Origin of the sequence: Streptomyces sp. NPDC018693 (assembly GCF_044391385.1) — a bacterium.
In the GTDB taxonomy this organism is placed as follows: domain Bacteria; phylum Actinomycetota; class Actinomycetes; order Streptomycetales; family Streptomycetaceae; genus Streptomyces.
Window position 1 is genome coordinate 150260 of record NZ_JBIRZZ010000004.1, and the last position, 16724, is coordinate 166983.

The following is a 16724-nucleotide window of genomic DNA, read 5'->3' on the forward strand; positions in this document are numbered from 1 at the left end:
CCGGGGGGCGTCCGCCCAGGACCAGGGGACATCCCCCCGGGACCAGGGGACGCCCGCCCGGACCCGCATACCGCGTCGCCCGCCGACCGGCAGGACGCGGACCCGGACGCGCCCACCGACCCGCCCGCCGACCCCCGCAGAGCGGCAGGCGGGACAGCGCGACTGGACCGCACCCGGCTGCTGGCCGCGCGGCTGCGCGCGGCGGGACACCGCCCCTATCTGGCCACCGCCCTGTACGCGCTGACCGTCGTCCCCTCCACCGACGTACCCACCATGGCCGTCGACCCGCACTGGCGCTGCTACGTCAACCCCGCCTTCGTCGACGCCACCCCCGTGGAGGAACTGGCCGCCGTGTGGATCCACGAGGTCGCGCATCTGCTGCGCGACCACCACGGCCGCTACGAGCGCCTGGACACCGCCCAGCAACGCGGGCACGAGCTGGCCAACATCGCCCAGGACTGCGAGATCAACGACGATCTCGTCGCCGACGGCCTGCCCCTGCCCGCCGGAAGCATCACCCCCGACCTCTTCCGCCTCCCCAAGGGCCTGCTGTTCGAGGACTACCTGCGCCGCCTCCCACCCCTCACCAAGATCACCTGCTCCTGCGAGTGCGGATCCGGCGCCCACGGCCGGCGCATGCCCTGGGACCTCGACACCCCCGACGCGCCCTCGCTCTCGCCCGTCGAAGCCGAATCGATCCGCCGCCAGACCGCCGAAGCCGTCCGGCAGCACGAACGCAACCGCGGCACCGTACCGGCCGGCTGGAAACGGTGGGCCGAGCAGATCCTCGAACCCACCGTCGACTGGCGCCGCGTCCTGACCGGCGCGGTCCGCGAGGCATGCGCCTGGGCCATGGGCGCCCTGGACTACCACTACAACCGCCCCGCCCGCCGCTCCGCCGCCCTGCGCGGCGTCGTCCTGCCCGGCCTGCGCCGCCCCCTGCCCAGAGTCGCCGTGATCGTCGACACCTCCGGCTCCATGAACGACGACGACCTCACCGCCGCCCTCACCGAGATCGCCGGAGTACTGCGCGCCGTGGGGGTGGGCGGCAACCGCGTCAGCGTGCTGTCCTGCGACGCCGACGTCCACACCGCGCGGGAGGTCCACACGCTCGGCCAGGTGGAACTGCTCGGCGGTGGCGGCACCGACATGCGGGTCGGCATCGACGCCGCCCTCACCGGCCCGCAGTCCCCCAACGTCGTCATCGTCCTCACCGACGGCCACACCCCCTGGCCCGAACACCCGCCCACCGCACGGCTGGTCGCCGGGCTCATCGGCGACAACCCGCCGCAGCCCCCGGCATGGATCGAAACCGTTCACATCACGCCGTAACGGGCGGTACCTACGGCACACACCACACCATCCGCACATCCATCACCGGCGCAGCCAGGTTCCGAACTCCCCGCACGCACCGGTCCCCTGAACGACGCCCGGCCCCGAACCGCGCCCGGCACCACCCCCTGCCCGCCGACCCACCTCCCACCTCCCACCTGACCGACCCGCCCACCGCCAAGGACACGAGCCCGTCATGCAGCACACGCCCACCCCGACCGCCCAGCAAACCTCCGCGCCCCGCGAAGACGCCGACACCCTGCTGACCGACCCCGCGTTCCTGCTGAACGCCCACCCCGACGACGTCACCGCCCTGTTCGCGCACGCCCGCAGCCGCCCGGCCCGGGCGATGGTGCACCTGTACCGCACCGCTCTGCGGCACGGACCCACCGCCCTGCCCTGGCTCCTCGACCTCCACACCCGCCGCACCGGCATCCCCGGCCCCACCTCCGTGCCGGCCACGGACAACACGGCGGCCTGGCGCGCGACGTGGACCAGCAGCCCCCAGCGTCGCCAACCCGTCCAGGACAGCGGAGCACGGGGGGACAAGGTCGCGACCGGGATCGTGAACGGCCGCCCCGTCGCCGTCACCGGCAGCAGAGACGGCTCCCTGCGGGTGTACGACCTGCTCACCGGCCGGATGACCGGCGCACCCCTGGTCGGCCACACCTGCGGCGTCGGGGCGGTGGCGACAGTGATGATCGACGGCAGGCCCGTCGCCGTCACCGGCCACTACGACAACAAGGTACGGGTGTGGGACCTCACCACCGGCCGGCAGGTCGGCGAACCCCTCATCGGCCATCAGGATGAAGGTGGTCCACGCCGATATGGGGTGGGTGCGGTGGCGACAGCGATGGTGGACGGCAGGCCCGTCGCCGTCACCAGCAGCAACAGCGACGAAACAGTGCGGATATGGGATCTCTCCACCCGCCGACAGATCGGCGAACCCCTGACCGGCCGCGCCCACTGGATACAGGCGGTGGCGACAGCGACGGTGGACGGCAGGCCCGTCGCGGTCACCAACAGCAACAACCACACGGTACGGGTATGGGACCTCACCACCCGCCGACAGATCGGCGAACCGCTGACCGGCCACACCAAGTCGGTGTGGGCGGTGGCGACGACGGTGGTCGACGGCCGGCCCGTCGCCGTCACCGGCAGCGAAGACCACACGGTACGGGTATGGGACCTCACCACCCGCCAACAGATCGGCGAACCCCTGACCAGCCACACCAACGGCGTTGGGGCGGTGGCGACAGCGGTGATGGACGGGCGGCCCGTCGCCGTCACCGTCGACCGCAATGCCACGATGCGGGTGTGGGACCTGGCCACCGGCCGGCAGGTCGGAGAGCCTCTGACCGGCCACACCGAGTCGGTGTGGGCGGTGGCGACAGCGATGGTCGACGGCCGGCCCGTCGCCGTCACCGCGAGCCCTCTGCAGGTGCGGGAGCTGGACGAGGTACACACCGACGCCCCCGCCGCGAACGGCACCGCCGCCGCTCACACCAAGACGGTGCACGCGGCCACCATGACAACCGTCGGCGGACGCGACCTCCTCCTCACGGGTGGCGAGGACCGCAAGATCAAGATCTGGGACCCGGCCGGGGGCAACGGTGCCGGTGAAGGCCTCGGCAGGGCCCACACCGGACCCGTCCGCGCCGTCACCACCTTCTCTCTGGACGGGCAGCCCACCGCGGTCACCGGCAGCGGCCGCACCCTCCGGATCTGGAACCTCACCACCGGCCGGCTCATCCGGGAGCAGTCCACGCCACGAGCTGTCCGCGCCCTCGCCACCCACACCGTCGACAGCAAACCGGTCATTCTCGCCGCCGTGGACACCTGGCTGCGCGTCATCGACCCCGAGACCGGCCGCGCAAGCCGTCTACCCCACCCCGCGAAGGTCACCGCCGTCACCACGGGCCACCTCGACGACCGTCCCATCGCCGTCACACGCAGCGAGGACAACTTGGTGCGTGTGTGGGATCTGGCCACCGGTGAGCAAACCGGTCCAGCCCTGGAAGGCGACAGCGACTTCAATTGGGGCTGTGGTCTGGCGACGGCGGTGGTGGGCGGGCGGCCCATCGCCGTCATCAGCAGCGCGGGCACGGTGCGGGTGTGGGACCTCACCGCCGGGCGGCAGATCCGCGAACTCCTGACCGGCGACAGCTACGGGATGCAGGCGTTGGCGACCGCGGTGGTGGACAGGAGGCCCGTCGCCGTCACCGGCGGCTGGGACAAGTCGGTACGGGTATGGGACCTCACCACCCGCCAACAGACCGGCGAACCCCTGACCGGCCACACCGGCAGCGTGGAGGCACTGGCGACAACAGTGCTGGACGGACGGCCCGTCGCCGTCACCGGCAGCGACGACAAGACGGTACGGCTGTGGGACCTGACCACCCGCCGGCAGATCGGCAAACCCCTCATTGGCCACACCCGCAAGGTAGAGGCGGTGGCGACGGCGATGGTGGACGGACGGCCCGTCGCCATCACCGGCAGCGAAGATCACACGGTACGGGTATGGGACCTCACCACCCGCCAACAGATCGGCAAACCCCTGACCGACCACAGGCGCGAGGCGGAGGCGGTGCCAGACAGCCGCCCCGGCACCACGACCGCCACCAGCAGCGGCGGCCAGGCCGGTGAAGATCTCGGCGGCACTCACACCGGAACCGTCCGGGCGATCACGCCGCTCCACCTGGACGGGCAGCCCACCGTGGTCACCGGCAGCGGCCGCAGGCTCGGCATATGGGACCTGGACACCGGCCGACTCGTCCACGAGGAGTCGACCGTCCGCGCTGTCCTCGCACTCGCCACCCACACTGTCAAGGGAAAGCCCGTCGTCCTCGCCGCCGTGGACACCTGGCTGCGTGTCATCGACCCCGAGACCGGCCGCGCACGCCGACTGCCCCACCCCGCCACCGTCACCGCCGTCACCACCGGCCACCTCGACGGCCGGCCCGTCGCCATCACCACCACCAGCGCCCGCACCGTCCACACCTGGGACCTGACCACCAGGAAGCCGCTCACCCCCGCCCGCACCCGCCCCGGCACCGTCCACGCGGTCCATCTGACGTCTGTCGCCGACCGGCCGACCCTCCTGACCGCCCTGGGCCGCTGGCTGCGCCTGTACGACCCCCACACCGGTGCCCCCAGCAGCCCTCTGCTCACCGGCCACACCCGGCCCATCACCGCCCTCACCACCACAACGATCCGCGACACCCCCGTAGCCGTGACCGGCAGCGCGGACACCACCCTCCGCACCTGGAACCTCACCACCCCCACCCCGACCCCCCTCGGCCCCCCACTCCCCTTCCCCCACCCGATCACCACCCTCACCCCCACCCCCGACGGCGACCTCATCGTCACCCACGGCCCCGAAACCACCCGCCTCACCCCAAGGCCGTGAAACCGAATCCCGACCCATAGGACACCTGCGGCGGCCCAGACAACCGAAAGCGGTCGGCCGGACCGGACCACGTACTCGGCCCCGTACGCCGAGACCGCGGCAGGGGCGGGGGGAGCCACTGCGTATGGCGCCACCCGCACATCGCCGACACCAGGGGCCGAACTCCTCGCGCCAGAACCCCTTATCGGCGCCACCGCCCCGGACCGTCACCGGCACAGCCGACTGCCCACCACAGAGGACCACGATCCCGTCATGCAGAACACCGACCCATCGCCTGCCTCGCCTGACACGCCCGTACGCCCCGCCGGTGACGGGGCCGGCCCCACCACCACGACCGCTCAGCAGACGTCCGCGGCCCCCGAAGTCGCCGACACCCTGCTGACCGACCCCGCGTTCCTGCTGAACGCCCACCCGGACGAGGTCACCGCGCTGTTCGCCCACGCCCGCAGCCGCCCGGCCCGGGCGATGGCCCGCGCGTACTGCACGGCACTCCACCACGGGTCGGCCGCCCTGCCCTGGCTCCTCGACCTCCACGGCCGCCGCGCCACCATCCCCGGCCCCACCCCTGTGCCGGCCACGGGCAACACGGCAGCCTGGCGCACCACATGGACCAGCGCCCCCCGACCAGGCGACCGGCTCGTCCGCGAGACCGGCCCCGGAGCGTTGACGGTAGTGACAGGGGTCGTGGACGGCCGGCCCGTCGCCGTCAACGGCAGCTACGGCGACACGGTCCTGGTATGGGATCTGTCCCCCTACCGGCAGATCAGCAAGCCCCTGATCGGTCACACCGGCCAGATGCATGCGGCGGCGGTGGGCGTGGTGGACGGCCGCCCTGTCGTCGTCACCGGTGATGGGGTCTGGGACCTGTTCACCGGTGAGCAGGTCGGCAAACCCATGGCCGGCGGGGCACGAGCGGTGTCGTTGGGGGTTCTGGAGGGGCGCCCCATCGCCGTCACCGGCGGCTGGGACCACACGGTACGGGTGTGGGACCTCACCACCCGCCAACAGATCGGCGAACCCCTGACCGGCCACACCAGCGATGTGGTCGCGGTGGCGACGGCGGTGGTCGACGGACGGCCCGTCGCCGTCACCGGCAGCTGGGACGACACCGTACGGGTATGGGACCTCACCACCCGCCAGCAGATCGGCGAACCCCTGACCGGCCACACCGACTCGGTGTGTGCCGTGGCGACGGCCGTGGTCGACGGCCGGCCCGTCGCCGTCACCGGCAGCTGGGACCACACCGTACGGGTATGGGACCTCACCACCCACCGGCAGATCGGCGAACCCCTGACCGGCCACACCGGCTGGGTGGAAACGGTGGCGGCAGCTGTGCTGGACGGACGGCCCGTCGCCGTCACCGGCGGCGGCCACCCGGACGCGACTGTGCGGGTGTGGGACCTCACCACCCGCCAACAGATCGGCAAGCCCTACACCGGCCACTCCGTTTCGGTGGAGGCAGTGGCGGCGGCGGTGGTGGACGGCCGGCCCGTCGCCGTGACAGCCGAATCTGGTGGCACGGCGCGGATGTGGGACCTGGACGAAGTGCACACCGGTCTGCGGAACACACCGGATGCTCTGCACAGCAGGACCATACGTGCGGCAGCGGTGACGGCCGTCGGTGAACGCACCCTCATGCTGACCGGCGGTGAGGAACAGAAGGTCACGGTGTGGGACCCGGCCACCGGCCGCACCGCGGGCGACGATCTCGGCGGCCCCTACCCCGGACCCATCCGTGCGATCACCACCCTCCTGGTGGACGGGCAGCCCATCGCCGTCACCGGCAGCGCCCGCACACTCCAGATGCGGCAGCTCACCACCGGTGAACTCCTGCGCGAGGAGTCCGCCAACCGGGACTATCTGGCGCTGGCCACCCACACCGTCAAGGGCAAGCCCGTCGTCCTCGCCGCCGTACACACCTGGCTGCGCGTCATCGACCCCGAGACCGGCCGCGCCCGCCGACTGCCCCACCCCGCCACCGTCACCGCCGTCACCACCGGCCACCTCGACGGCCGACCCGTCGCCATCACCACCACCGACCAGCACACCATCCACACCTGGGACCTCACCACCAAGAAGCCACTCACCCCCGCTTACACCCGCCCGACCGCCGTCGGCGCCCTCCACCTGACCACCATCGACGAAGAACCGGCCCTCCTGACCGCCTTCGGCCGCTGGCTACGACTGACCGACCCGCGCACCGGCGCCCACACCACCTCCCTGATCTCCGGCCACACCCGGCCCATCACCGCCATCACCACCATGACCATGGGCGACACCTCCATCGCCGTGACCGGCAGCCACGACACCACCCTCCGCACCTGGAACCTCACCACCTCCACCCCCACCCCCCTCGGCCCCCCACTCCCCTTCCCCCACCCCATCACCACCCTCACCCCCACCCCCGACGGCGACCTCATCGTCACCCACGGCCCCGAAACCACCCGCCTCACACCGGGGGCACCGCAGTAGCCGCCGTCGCCGGGCCCGGCGCAGAACCGGTCACCCGGCCACGAAGCAGGCCGGTTTCCGCACCCTTCGCAGGGACGGCGGTGCGTCCCGCGGCCGCGTCAGCTGTCGTACAGCGCGCTGGCGAACCGTTTCCGGAGTGCCCGGGCGGCACGCTCTGCGAAGCGGTTGTGGCGGAGTGCGAGGTGTTCGAGTCCGGTCAGGTACGGCGACTCGGCCAGGGCGAGCGCGCCCGCGTCGCCGATCTCGTTGTTGTCGAGGTCGAGCGATCGCAAGGTGGCCACCACAGGTGAACGGGCCAGGGCAACGGTTCCTCGGTCGCCCACGCCGTTGCCGTACAGGGCGAGGTGGCGCAGCCGCCGGAACGGTGCCGCTGCCAGGGCGGCGGCACCTTCGGGGCCGAGGCGGCCCAGGGGCATGCTTAGCTCCTCCAGGGATCCGGCGAAAGCGGACTCGGCGAAGGCGTGGCCGACCTCGGGTGCCGGCTCCCGTTCGTGGAGGAGGCTGCCGGACAGGTGGAGGGTCCGCAGGGCGCCGAGCTGCCGTCCTCGTACCAGCGTGCGCGTCGCCGCCCGGGCGCTGCTGCCGCCGATGCTCATGACGAGCCTTTGGAGAGTGGCTGCCGCAGGGGAGTTGACCAGCGCGTCGACGCCTTCCGGAGTGAAGGCGTCCCCGGTGAGGTCGAGCGTGGTGAAGCGGTTGGGCAGCGCGCCCAGTCCGGTCAGCACCTCGTCGCCGAGCAGATGGCCGTCGAGCGTGAGGGCGGTGAGGTTCGGCAGCGCCGTGAGGACCGTCGCCACGTCGCGTAGCTGCTGCGCCTTAGATTGAGGCTCTCCAGATGGGGTGCGAAGACGGCGTCCGGCAGCCGCATGAGCCCCGCGGTGGTCCATTCCTGCTCGCTGTAACACGAGGCGGACACGTCCAGTTCACGCAGGCGCGGGTAGCTGCGGCTGGTGAGCAGTGCGGTCAGGTCCTCGTCGTCCAGGTTGGAATCCGGCAGCGCGAGGCTTTCCAGCTGCCGCAGGTACGGCGACCGGGCCAGTTGGGCCACGGTGTTCTTGTCCAGGTAGCTGTCGTAGAGGCGCAGGGTGCGGTACCGGCCGAGAGCGGGGAGCAGCGAGATCTCGGCGAGACGGCCGCCCACGAACTGGAGTTCGAGGCAGTCGTCCTGCGGGGCGGCGCGGAACAGGGCGTCGTGGTGACGCAGGAAGGTCTCCCCCTTCACCTCGGTGACCGTGCGCACGAATCCGCGAACCGGGCGGCCGATGAGGGCCTGGTGCACCTCCTCGGGCAGGGTGGCCAGGTACGCCGCCACGGCGGCGTCCTCGTCGACGGGGGCGTCCTCGTCGTCCGTGTCGCCACCGCACTGGGCGGTGATGAGCCGGGCGTGCTCGGGGTGGGACACGGCCACCAGCCGCGCGTACGCCAGCCGAAGGCCGTTGTCGGCGGGGCGTTCGCGCATGGTGAGCAGCAGACGGGCGGCGGCTTGGCCGACGTGGTCCGGGCCGGGGGTGACGGCATCGGCGTCGGTGCCGCGCCCGAGGGCTCTGAGCAGGACCGCCCGGGTCCGGTGCCGGTCGGCCTCGTCTCCGAGGAGAAGGGCCGCGTCGATGACGTCCAGCGCCGCGTGCGGGTGCCCGTAGTGGAACAGGATGCGGGCGAGTGCGGTGAGCGCGGGGCCCGCGGGTTCGCCCCAGGGGACGGCTTGGATCACCTGGGCCGGTGACGACTGCGGGGTCAGCGGCGAGCCCGGGACGCCGTCGTACCAGTCAGGGCCGTCGACCGTGATGGCGGGCCAGGGCCGCTCGTCACCGATGACCGGGGCGAGCGCGTCGGCGCCTTCTGTGGCTGCGAGCCGGATCCGGGCCAGCTGCGCGGCGGGACCGTCCGGGTCGTCGGCGTCGGCCTCGGCGAGTACGGCGCGCAGTTCCGCCGCGGAGTACGGTCTGTCGGCGGCGGCCGGCGAGGCCAGCAGGTCGGCATCGCTCCAGCGGCGGCCGAGCCGCACCTCCCGTACCGTTACGCCGTCGGCGTCACGGACCTGCCACAGGCCCACCTCGGCATCGTCCTCGACCGGGCCGGAACGGGTGACGCCACGGCCGTCCGCCTCCTCGCCGGTGCGGTACCAGGTCCGCTGCCGCTCGACCCCGGATCCGGCCCCCGAGTCGTGGACGGACTCGCGGCGCAGCACCCCGCGCGCATCGTAATGACGCCAGGTGCCGTGCCTGGGGCGGCGGTTGTCACGGGCCACCCGGCGGCCCTCGGAGCGCAGGACGCCGGTCGCGTAGAACTCGCGCTCGATACCGTCGGGTGTCCGCTCGCTGTGCAGGGTGCCGTCGGTCCACCAGCGCCGGGTCTCGACCGTCTCGTCGCCGTCCGTGCCGCGCCGCCGCATGAACAGCCACGCGACCTCCGAGCCGGGTGTGTGACTCGCCGTCGGTGCCACGCCGACGGGGCGTGGCGGCACGGGCCTGCCGGAGCTGTGGTGGACCTCGACCCCGTCGGCGTCGAGACAGCGGGTGCCGATCAGATCGCCGTCGGCGTACACGCACTCGTAGACGCGCACGGACCCCGCAGCGCCCTGCCAGGGCCCGCCCGCGCCGTATCCCCGATCCGGCGGCTGCGCTGCCGGGGCGCTCGGGCGGTGGAAGCGCCGAACGCCGTCGATGCGACCGTCCCTGTACCGGCACTCCTGCGACAGCTCGCCGCCGGGGTGGTCGTAGCGCCGGGAGATGCCGTGCGGCTGGCCGGCGACATGCTCGGACTCGCAGATGAACCTGCCGTCCGCGTCCCAATACCGGACCAGGCCCACGAGCCGCCCGTCCTCGTCCTTGTCGCCGAGGATCCACTCACGGTCCGCCTCCGACCACCATGCCTCGGGCGGCCGGGGATCGGTGCGTCGCGCGGTCATGTTTCGCCTTCCTCGCCCAGCGGCCTCTCGGTGCTCGCCCCCAGCAGGCCGCCCTCGTCCTCACGCCGCGCCCCGGTCATATCCCGGGGTACGCCCACTCCTGCCGGGCCCGGTCGAGCATCGTGCGGAGGAAGTCCCTGAAGGCGATGCCGTTGTCCATCCGTTCCGGTTCCTCGTCGTGCCACCAGACGTGGACGCGGTCGTCTCCCTCGTGTTGGAGCGAGAGCAGAACGAAGTTGGCGTAACCGTCATGGCCCATGACCGGCATCATCTTCGTCAGGTCCGCGACGCCTTCGTTCTCCTCGTGCCAGCCGTCGTGCAGCCACTTGATGTAGACGGCGTGCGCCCCCGGAATGTCCGCGGGATGGATGAAGTTCTGTGTCGTCGGCTCCAGGGCGGCACCGGGCAGCGCTTCCATCGGCTGGAGCAGCGTTCCCGTGCCGACCGTGCGCAGGAACGCCCGGTAGTCGGCGGGCAGCGGCCCGAACCGCGCTTCGAGGGCGGTGATGTCCTCCTCGGCGACCGGGCTGAGGTCGGCGGTGGGGTCCAGCCAGCCCTCCTCGTCCAGCTCCTCCTCTTCCCATCCGTCGTCGAGCAGCTTGGGCACCCAGTGCTCGCGGTACCAGGTGCGGTACTCCTCGAAGAGTCCGGTCAGTGCGGCGGCGGTCGTGTCCTCGGCCGGAACGCTGGGCTCCGACACCCCGGACGGCGAGGGCTCCAGGTGGGGCGCCTGCCGGAAGTAGTCCTCGATCAGGGGGGCGAGCCTGCGGTTGTCCCGCCAGGCCGCCAGTCGCTCCGCCGCGTCGGGGGTGCGGATCATGGCGAGGTGGCGGGCGAACACCAGCCGCTCGTTGTTGCCGCGGGCGTGGCGCAGCGCGGCGTCCAGGACGGGCGCCGCACCGGCACCCTCCCTGGCCAGCAGGGTCAGTAGCGTCGCCTCGTCCAGGCAGCCCGGCTGCCGCTCGACGAGTCGCTCACCCCGGGCGACACCGGCGGTGGTGACCAGCATCCGCACCACCTCGTCACTGCCGCCGCCCTGGGCGAGGCAGTCCTCGGCCGCCCGGTCGGCCCACTCCCGCTCGTCGGGGAACACGAACGACAGTGCCGCCTTGACCGGCATCGGCGCCGTGTCGAACGCGGCTGCCGCGACGGCGCGCGCCGCGCGGTGGTCCGCCTCGTCGGCGACGGCGAGCACGCCCCGCAGCAGCCGCCAGCCCGGGGCGCACTCGGTCACCTGGGACGAGGCGTGGGCGGTGGTCTCGATCAGCCACCTCCCGCTCCACTCCCACCGCGGGTCGTAGTGGACCTCGTGCTGGTTGTGGGCGAGTTCGTGCAGCCGCAGCATCGCGCGCAGCGTCCAGACGACACCCTCGGCCGCCAGCCAGAACGGCACCGCGTTCCACGTGCGCTGCAACTGCAGCTCCGCCATGGCCACTTCCACGTCCAGGTCGAGCCTGTCCGGACGCTCACCGCTGCGGTGGAGCGCCACCGCGCGCAGCCCGAGTTCGGCCATCGAGGACTCCGCGTGCCGCGCGCCCTTCTCCGCCGCGCCGACCGCGTACTCCCCGTCGTGACGGCTCTTGTCACGCGCTACGGCGAAACAGCGCGCGGCATCGAACGGCGGCGCCGCCGCCAGCCAGCACGGTCCCCGCTCCAGCCCCTCCGTCAGATGGTCCGGATTGACCCGCGCCCGAGTGGAATACACCTTGCCGCGCTGCTCTGCGGTCCACACCACATCACCGGCCATGCGGTCCTCCCGCGATCGAAAAACGGCGCCGGGGTCGGCGGCCCGCTGGGCGCTAACTGTAGGAGCGGCCGGTGAGTGTGTGCGGCGGCTGAGCGAGGTACGCGTGCCCATGCAGCGAGGATCAGGGCAACAGTTCAGTGGAACTACTCAACTCGATACGTGTTCTGCGGCACGAAGCGTCTGCGGGACCCCCGCCGAGGAGCCGCCGCGCACGACCGGCCCGCGCTTGAGGAGTATTCCTGGCCGACCTGTCCGCGTCACGCGCCCTCCCGCGCAGTTGCTCGGCGGCGAGGATGCGGGCGGGTCGGGCCCCGCGACGGGTGGCGGACAGCCGCTCCGCGAACGTTCGGGCCCGCGGCCGGGAGTTGGGATCTGACCCGCTGCATGCGACCGGCGTGCTCGCTGAAAGTCTGCGTACACCAACGGCACAGTGAAATCACGTAATTGGCTACGTAATTCTGTGGCGAGAGGGGTCGGCGGGTCGGTGGAGTGACCCCCGGGATTCCGACACCTGGACGCTGGATGTTTCGTCATCCAGGGGAAGTGATCCATGGTGGAAAAGCGGAAGAATTACCCCGAAGAGTTCAAGCGGGACGCAGTGGACCTGGTGCGTTCCTCGAAGGACCGCACCCTCACCGACATCGCCCGGAGTCTGGGCATCCATCTGGAAACGCTGCGGAAGTGGGTTCGCGAGGACTCCACTCGCCGGGGTCACGTGGATGCCGGCGGAGCTGATTCCGGCATGACCTCCGGCGAGCAAGAAGAACTCAGGCGCCTGCGGCGGGAGAACGCCCGGCTGAAGGAGGACAACGAGATCCTGCGGAAGGCCGCCGCCTATTTCGCGCGGGAGACGACACGGTGATCCGCTTCCGTTTCGTCGATGAACACCGGGGCGCCCATGGCGTGAAGCGGATGTGCGACGTCCTGGGCTGGGACCGGTCCGGTTACTACACCTGGCACAAGAACAAGGAGGCACGGCAGCAGAAGGCGGTCGAGGAAGAGGAACTGGCCCGACGGATCCGGGATATCCATACCGATTCCCGGGGTGCGTACGGTGCCCTGCGGATCACCCGTACCCTGCGGCAGCAGGGGCAGGTCGTAAATCGCAAACGCGTCGCCCGGGTCATGCGGGAACGTCAGATCGCCGGAATAACGCGCCGGAAATCTCGGTCCCTGACAAAGGCGGACCGCACGGCACCACCCGCGCCTGACCTCATCCAGCGAGACTTCACCGCGCCGATGCCGGGCCTGAAACTCGTCGGCGACATCACCTGCCTGCCCACCGCCGAGGGATGGCTGTACCTGGCCACGGTGATCGACTTGTGCACGCGCGAGGTCGTGGGCTGGTCCATGGCCGACCACATGCGTACTCAACTGGTGGAAGACGCCATCCGAATGGCCCATGGCGGCGGGCATACGGCCGGCAACGCAATCTTTCACACCGACCGCGGATCGCAATACACATCTCGCCAATTCCGGGAAACCCTGGCCGAGTTGGATATCCGTCAGAGTACTGGCCGAACCGGCTCCTGCTTCGACAACGCCGCTGCGGAAAGCTTCTTCGCCGTACTCAAATCCGAGATCGGCACCACGGCCTGGCAGACCCGGGCGCAGGCCCGGCAAGACGTATTCGGATGGATCGCGCAGTATTACAACCGGGAGCGGATCCACTCGACCATCGGCTACCTCACCCCACACCAGGCAAGGACCCGCTACCGACAACGACTCGACCTCGCGGCATAAAACGGAAGTGTCGGACCTCAAGGGGTCACTTCAGGCGACCTCGACCCCGCCGGCTTCGGCAGCCTGCTGCTCGGCTCGGGCAGCACCATGTCCGACATCACCCGGACGCTGGCACTCCTGCCACCCGAGGAGGCCGGCGCCCACCTGGCCGACCTGTGCGCCATCCTTGGCAAAATCGATCCGATCAACGCCGTGTCCGTCGCGAACGCGCTGCTCGACGTCGTCTTCCCGACCGAGGCGTACCAGGCCGGTGATCCCCTCACTGATGCTCAGCGCGCCGTGATCCACACGATCGCCGACAGTACGAACGCATGGACGTTCAGCGGCAATCTCCACGAGGTGCTGCGGCGCAACGGGCTGCCGACGGACGCCGACCGACTGCGTGCCCTCGCGGACGGGACGCCCGGCAGCGAACCGGCCGACGTGTCATAGCGGCACGAACCTCGCCATTTCATACCAACTTCCGGCGGGGCGTTGACGGCAGCCGCGTGATGCCCTGACACCCGCCGTACCGCCCCGCACGGCTGTTTCGGACGACGGCAGAAAAGGCAACCTCGATGGCACAGTCGACCTGGCTGCAACTGGTGAGTGGCGAGGAGATCCGCCACCTCAAGGAGAACCCCGGCAGCATCGACGATCTAGACAAGGCCGAGTCCTTCCGCACCCACTTCGGCCTCTCACTCAACTACTTCCTCACCGGCGCGACCTACCCGAACTCGCCCGCCCACCCGCTGTACGCCGCACTGGACGGCGCCGAGAGCGTCGCCTGCCCGACCCTGGAGAACGCCTACTTCGGGGTGGTCACGCCGGAGCAGGCGGCAGATCTCGCCGCGCATCTCGCGGCTGTCGACCCGGCGGCCGTCCAAGTCGCCGTCGAGCGGGCCGATTTCGAGGAGCTGGTGGACGAGCAGGAGATCCACGAGCTGGAGATCTTCCCGCCCGACGAGGTCCCCGGGCTCATCGTCGCCGAACTCAAGGAGCTCACCGCGTTCTACGCCAGGGCCGCCGACGCCGGTCTCGGCGCGGTGATGTACACGACCTGACCGCCCCGGCAGGCGGCCGACGCGCCCCTCACCTACCCGCCCTGCCCTGTCCCGAGAGTGATCCCGTATGAGCCTTCCGTACCCCTTCCCGTTCTTCGGCGCCGGTGACGCCGCCTACTTCGAATGGGCCGAAGTCCACGTCCTGTTCGCCCGCGAGCCCTCCGCCGACGAGAGAGCCGCCATCGAGGCACGGGTACCGCCGCCGCTGGAGCCTTTCTGGAAGGGCGGCCGACTGCTGCGGGTGAACAGTGACCAGCACGTGCACATGCACATCGCCCAGCACTATCCGGCCGACCAAGGAGACGACGACTTCGACCAGGAATCGGGATGGTTCTTCGCCGCGTCCTCGCGGGTACGGCGGTTCAACGAGGACATCGACGCCTGGCTGACCGAGGCCCATCAGCACAGCCCCGTCCTGGCCGCCCACCGCGCGCAGGACGCCGAGGCCGGCGGCACCGAGCTGTCGGCCTGGCACACCTGGAGCGTCCAGCAGCTGCCCGAACTGCTGGACGCCCTCGAACCCGTCGCCGCCTGCGTGGCCGACCCGGACGGCGAGGACTCCGACGCGGCCCATCTGCTCCGGGGCATCGTGGCGGCCGCGACCGGATCCGGGGTGGAGTTGCCCGCCTACCTGCACCAGTGGGCGTCATGAGCGGCGGCGACCTCGACTGGCAGTTGCTGGGCCGCCTGATCGGTCTGGCCCGCGACGGCGACACCCGCGGCGTGCTGGGCCTGCCGTCGGACGCCGACCCGCAGACCTTCCACCTGACGGACCCGGTGCTGAAGCACTCCTACGAGTCGCTGCTCGCGTGGGTGGTGGCGGGGGACCTCGGCGAGTTCCCCGACCTCGACGACGAGTGGAGCGACGCGTGGGGCATCGTCGAGTGGGGGTTCTTCGACCACGACGACGACGGTTACGCCATGCAGTGGCTCAACGAGGGCGCCGCGACCGTCTTCAGCACGGACCGCCTGGGGCTCGCCGACCCCGTACGCGCCAGGCAGCGCTGGGAGGCCGCCCTGGAGGGCCCCTACCCCGAGGGCGCCCAGGAACAGCTGGACGCCCTGGTGCCGTCCATGGCCCCCGCGGTCCGCGCCGGACTCGAAGGGCTCATCACCCGCTGACCGGACGGAGCCCGGTCCGCCGGGTGTGGACGAGATTCCGTTTCACGTGCACTGCATGCGCAGCCCGGTGTGCTGGGTGTGCGTCCGGCACATGAACAGGTACAGGGTTCCCACGTCGCCCCACATCGCGTCGGTGAGCTCGGTCGGCCGGATCTGGAGCAGCAGCTCCATCGGCCGTGCGCATTCCGTGCAGAGGGGCGTCTCGTCCCCGCCGTTCGCCCACCACGGGTATCCGCCGAGCGCCACCCCGGCATTGCGCATGTGCGGCCGTAGGGCGTGTTCCTGCGTGAGCTTGAGTGCGGCACGGTCGACCCAGTTCTGGAAGCCGTAGTCGCCCCGCCCAAGCGCCCAGAGTTCGGGGCAGTGCAGCCGCAGCCCCACCCAGTCGGGCAGTGACTTCGCCAGGTGTGGCACCGCGTGGCGTTCGTGGAAGTCGGGCCCGGTGCCGTGCACGAGAACCTTGGGGCGCCGCAGTTGGGTGTAGGAGCGCACCAGCCAGCCACCGCGGTCGCGGTCCCGCCCCCACGGGTGGCAGTTCCAGCAGTAGAAGAAGGTGAAGAACGCGATGGGGAGCCGGTCGTGCAGGCCGTCGCGCGCGTAGTCGACCTGCGCGACGAACCGGAGGTCGTCGGCGCAGCCGTCGCACAGGGGCCACCTCTCGTCTTCCTCCGCTGCCGGGAGACCGCCGAAACGGGTGGCGACGAACTCACGCGCCGCGGAAGAGCGGGGGGCGGGCTCCAGTACGGTGCGGGTCCGCATCAGCGGACGCAGCAACCGCTTGACGTCTTCCTTTTGAAGTGGGCGCACGCGCGCATCGTAGGCGGCCGGTGAACGGCCGTACGGTCGCTCGCCGCCGACTCCGCGCTCTCCCGCCCCGGTATCCGTAGAACTACTGAGCCGCGCACGTCACATGCGGGGGTTCCGCTGCGTCAGGTCCCGCTGCGTCCT

13 protein-coding genes are annotated in these 16724 nt (G+C 71.3%); 9 read left to right on the plus strand and 4 right to left on the minus strand.

Annotated elements, in window-relative coordinates; translation table 11 throughout:
• The first annotated feature begins 162 nt into the window (after positions 1 to 162).
• The 3 genes from ACH5AC_RS12695 (at position 163) to ACH5AC_RS12705 (ending at position 7213) form a co-directional block, all read left to right on the plus strand.
• Positions 163 to 1332 (plus strand): VWA-like domain-containing protein, encoded by a 1170-nt coding sequence (locus ACH5AC_RS12695; RefSeq protein WP_398862202.1) that lies wholly within the window; start codon positions 163 to 165, stop codon positions 1330 to 1332.
• Between the two features lie 196 nt (positions 1333 to 1528).
• Positions 1529 to 4741, plus strand: coding sequence for a WD40 repeat domain-containing protein (locus ACH5AC_RS12700; RefSeq protein ID WP_398861753.1), 3213 nt, complete (start codon positions 1529 to 1531; stop codon positions 4739 to 4741).
• Positions 4742 to 4993: 252 nt separating this feature from the next.
• Entirely contained in the window at positions 4994 to 7213 is a 2220-nt protein-coding gene (locus ACH5AC_RS12705) for a WD40 repeat domain-containing protein (RefSeq protein WP_398861754.1), read from the plus strand.
• Between the two features lie 98 nt (positions 7214 to 7311).
• Here the strand turns inward: ACH5AC_RS12705 and ACH5AC_RS12710 are convergent, their stop codons facing one another.
• From ACH5AC_RS12710 to ACH5AC_RS12720, 3 genes are all read right to left on the minus strand, one after another.
• Entirely contained in the window at positions 7312 to 8010 is a 699-nt protein-coding gene (locus tag ACH5AC_RS12710) for a hypothetical protein (RefSeq protein WP_398861755.1), read from the minus strand.
• On the minus strand, positions 7932 to 10121 hold the full coding sequence (locus ACH5AC_RS12715; RefSeq protein WP_398861756.1) for a hypothetical protein: 2190 nt from the start codon (positions 10119 to 10121) through the stop codon (positions 7932 to 7934). The genes ACH5AC_RS12710 and ACH5AC_RS12715 overlap by 79 nt, the downstream gene beginning before the upstream one ends.
• A gap of 76 nt (positions 10122 to 10197) precedes the next feature.
• Positions 10198 to 11868 carry an SMI1/KNR4 family protein gene (locus tag ACH5AC_RS12720; protein WP_398861757.1) on the minus strand — a complete coding sequence of 557 codons (1671 nt, stop codon included), beginning with the start codon at positions 11866 to 11868 and terminating at the stop codon, positions 10198 to 10200.
• Between the two features lie 550 nt (positions 11869 to 12418).
• Here ACH5AC_RS12720 and ACH5AC_RS12725 point away from each other — a divergent pair.
• The 6 genes from ACH5AC_RS12725 to ACH5AC_RS12750 all read left to right on the plus strand — a co-directional run bounded on the left by ACH5AC_RS12725 (position 12419) and on the right by ACH5AC_RS12750 (position 15776).
• Entirely contained in the window at positions 12419 to 12730 is a 312-nt protein-coding gene (locus tag ACH5AC_RS12725) for a transposase (RefSeq protein WP_398861758.1), read from the plus strand.
• Complete coding sequence (locus ACH5AC_RS12730; protein WP_398861759.1) at positions 12727 to 13611, plus strand: IS3 family transposase; 885 nt, start codon at positions 12727 to 12729, stop codon at positions 13609 to 13611. Before ACH5AC_RS12725 ends, ACH5AC_RS12730 begins: the two co-directional genes overlap by 4 nt.
• Positions 13612 to 13698: 87 nt before the next feature.
• Positions 13699 to 14043, plus strand: coding sequence for a hypothetical protein (locus ACH5AC_RS12735; protein ID WP_398861760.1), 345 nt, complete (start codon positions 13699 to 13701; stop codon positions 14041 to 14043).
• A gap of 125 nt (positions 14044 to 14168) precedes the next feature.
• Positions 14169 to 14654 (plus strand): DUF1877 family protein, encoded by a 486-nt coding sequence (locus tag ACH5AC_RS12740; protein ID WP_398861761.1) that lies wholly within the window; start codon positions 14169 to 14171, stop codon positions 14652 to 14654.
• 67 nt (positions 14655 to 14721) lie between these two features.
• The gene (locus tag ACH5AC_RS12745) at positions 14722 to 15306 is read left to right on the plus strand and encodes a hypothetical protein (protein ID WP_398861762.1); all 585 of its coding nucleotides are present in this window, start codon (positions 14722 to 14724) and stop codon (positions 15304 to 15306) included.
• On the plus strand, positions 15303 to 15776 hold the full coding sequence (locus ACH5AC_RS12750; RefSeq protein WP_398861763.1) for a hypothetical protein: 474 nt from the start codon (positions 15303 to 15305) through the stop codon (positions 15774 to 15776). Before ACH5AC_RS12745 ends, ACH5AC_RS12750 begins: the two co-directional genes overlap by 4 nt.
• A gap of 42 nt (positions 15777 to 15818) precedes the next feature.
• Here the strand turns inward: ACH5AC_RS12750 and ACH5AC_RS12755 are convergent, their stop codons facing one another.
• Positions 15819 to 16583 (minus strand): DUF1963 domain-containing protein, encoded by a 765-nt coding sequence (locus tag ACH5AC_RS12755; protein ID WP_398861764.1) that lies wholly within the window; start codon positions 16581 to 16583, stop codon positions 15819 to 15821.
• Positions 16584 to 16724 lie beyond the last annotated feature (141 nt).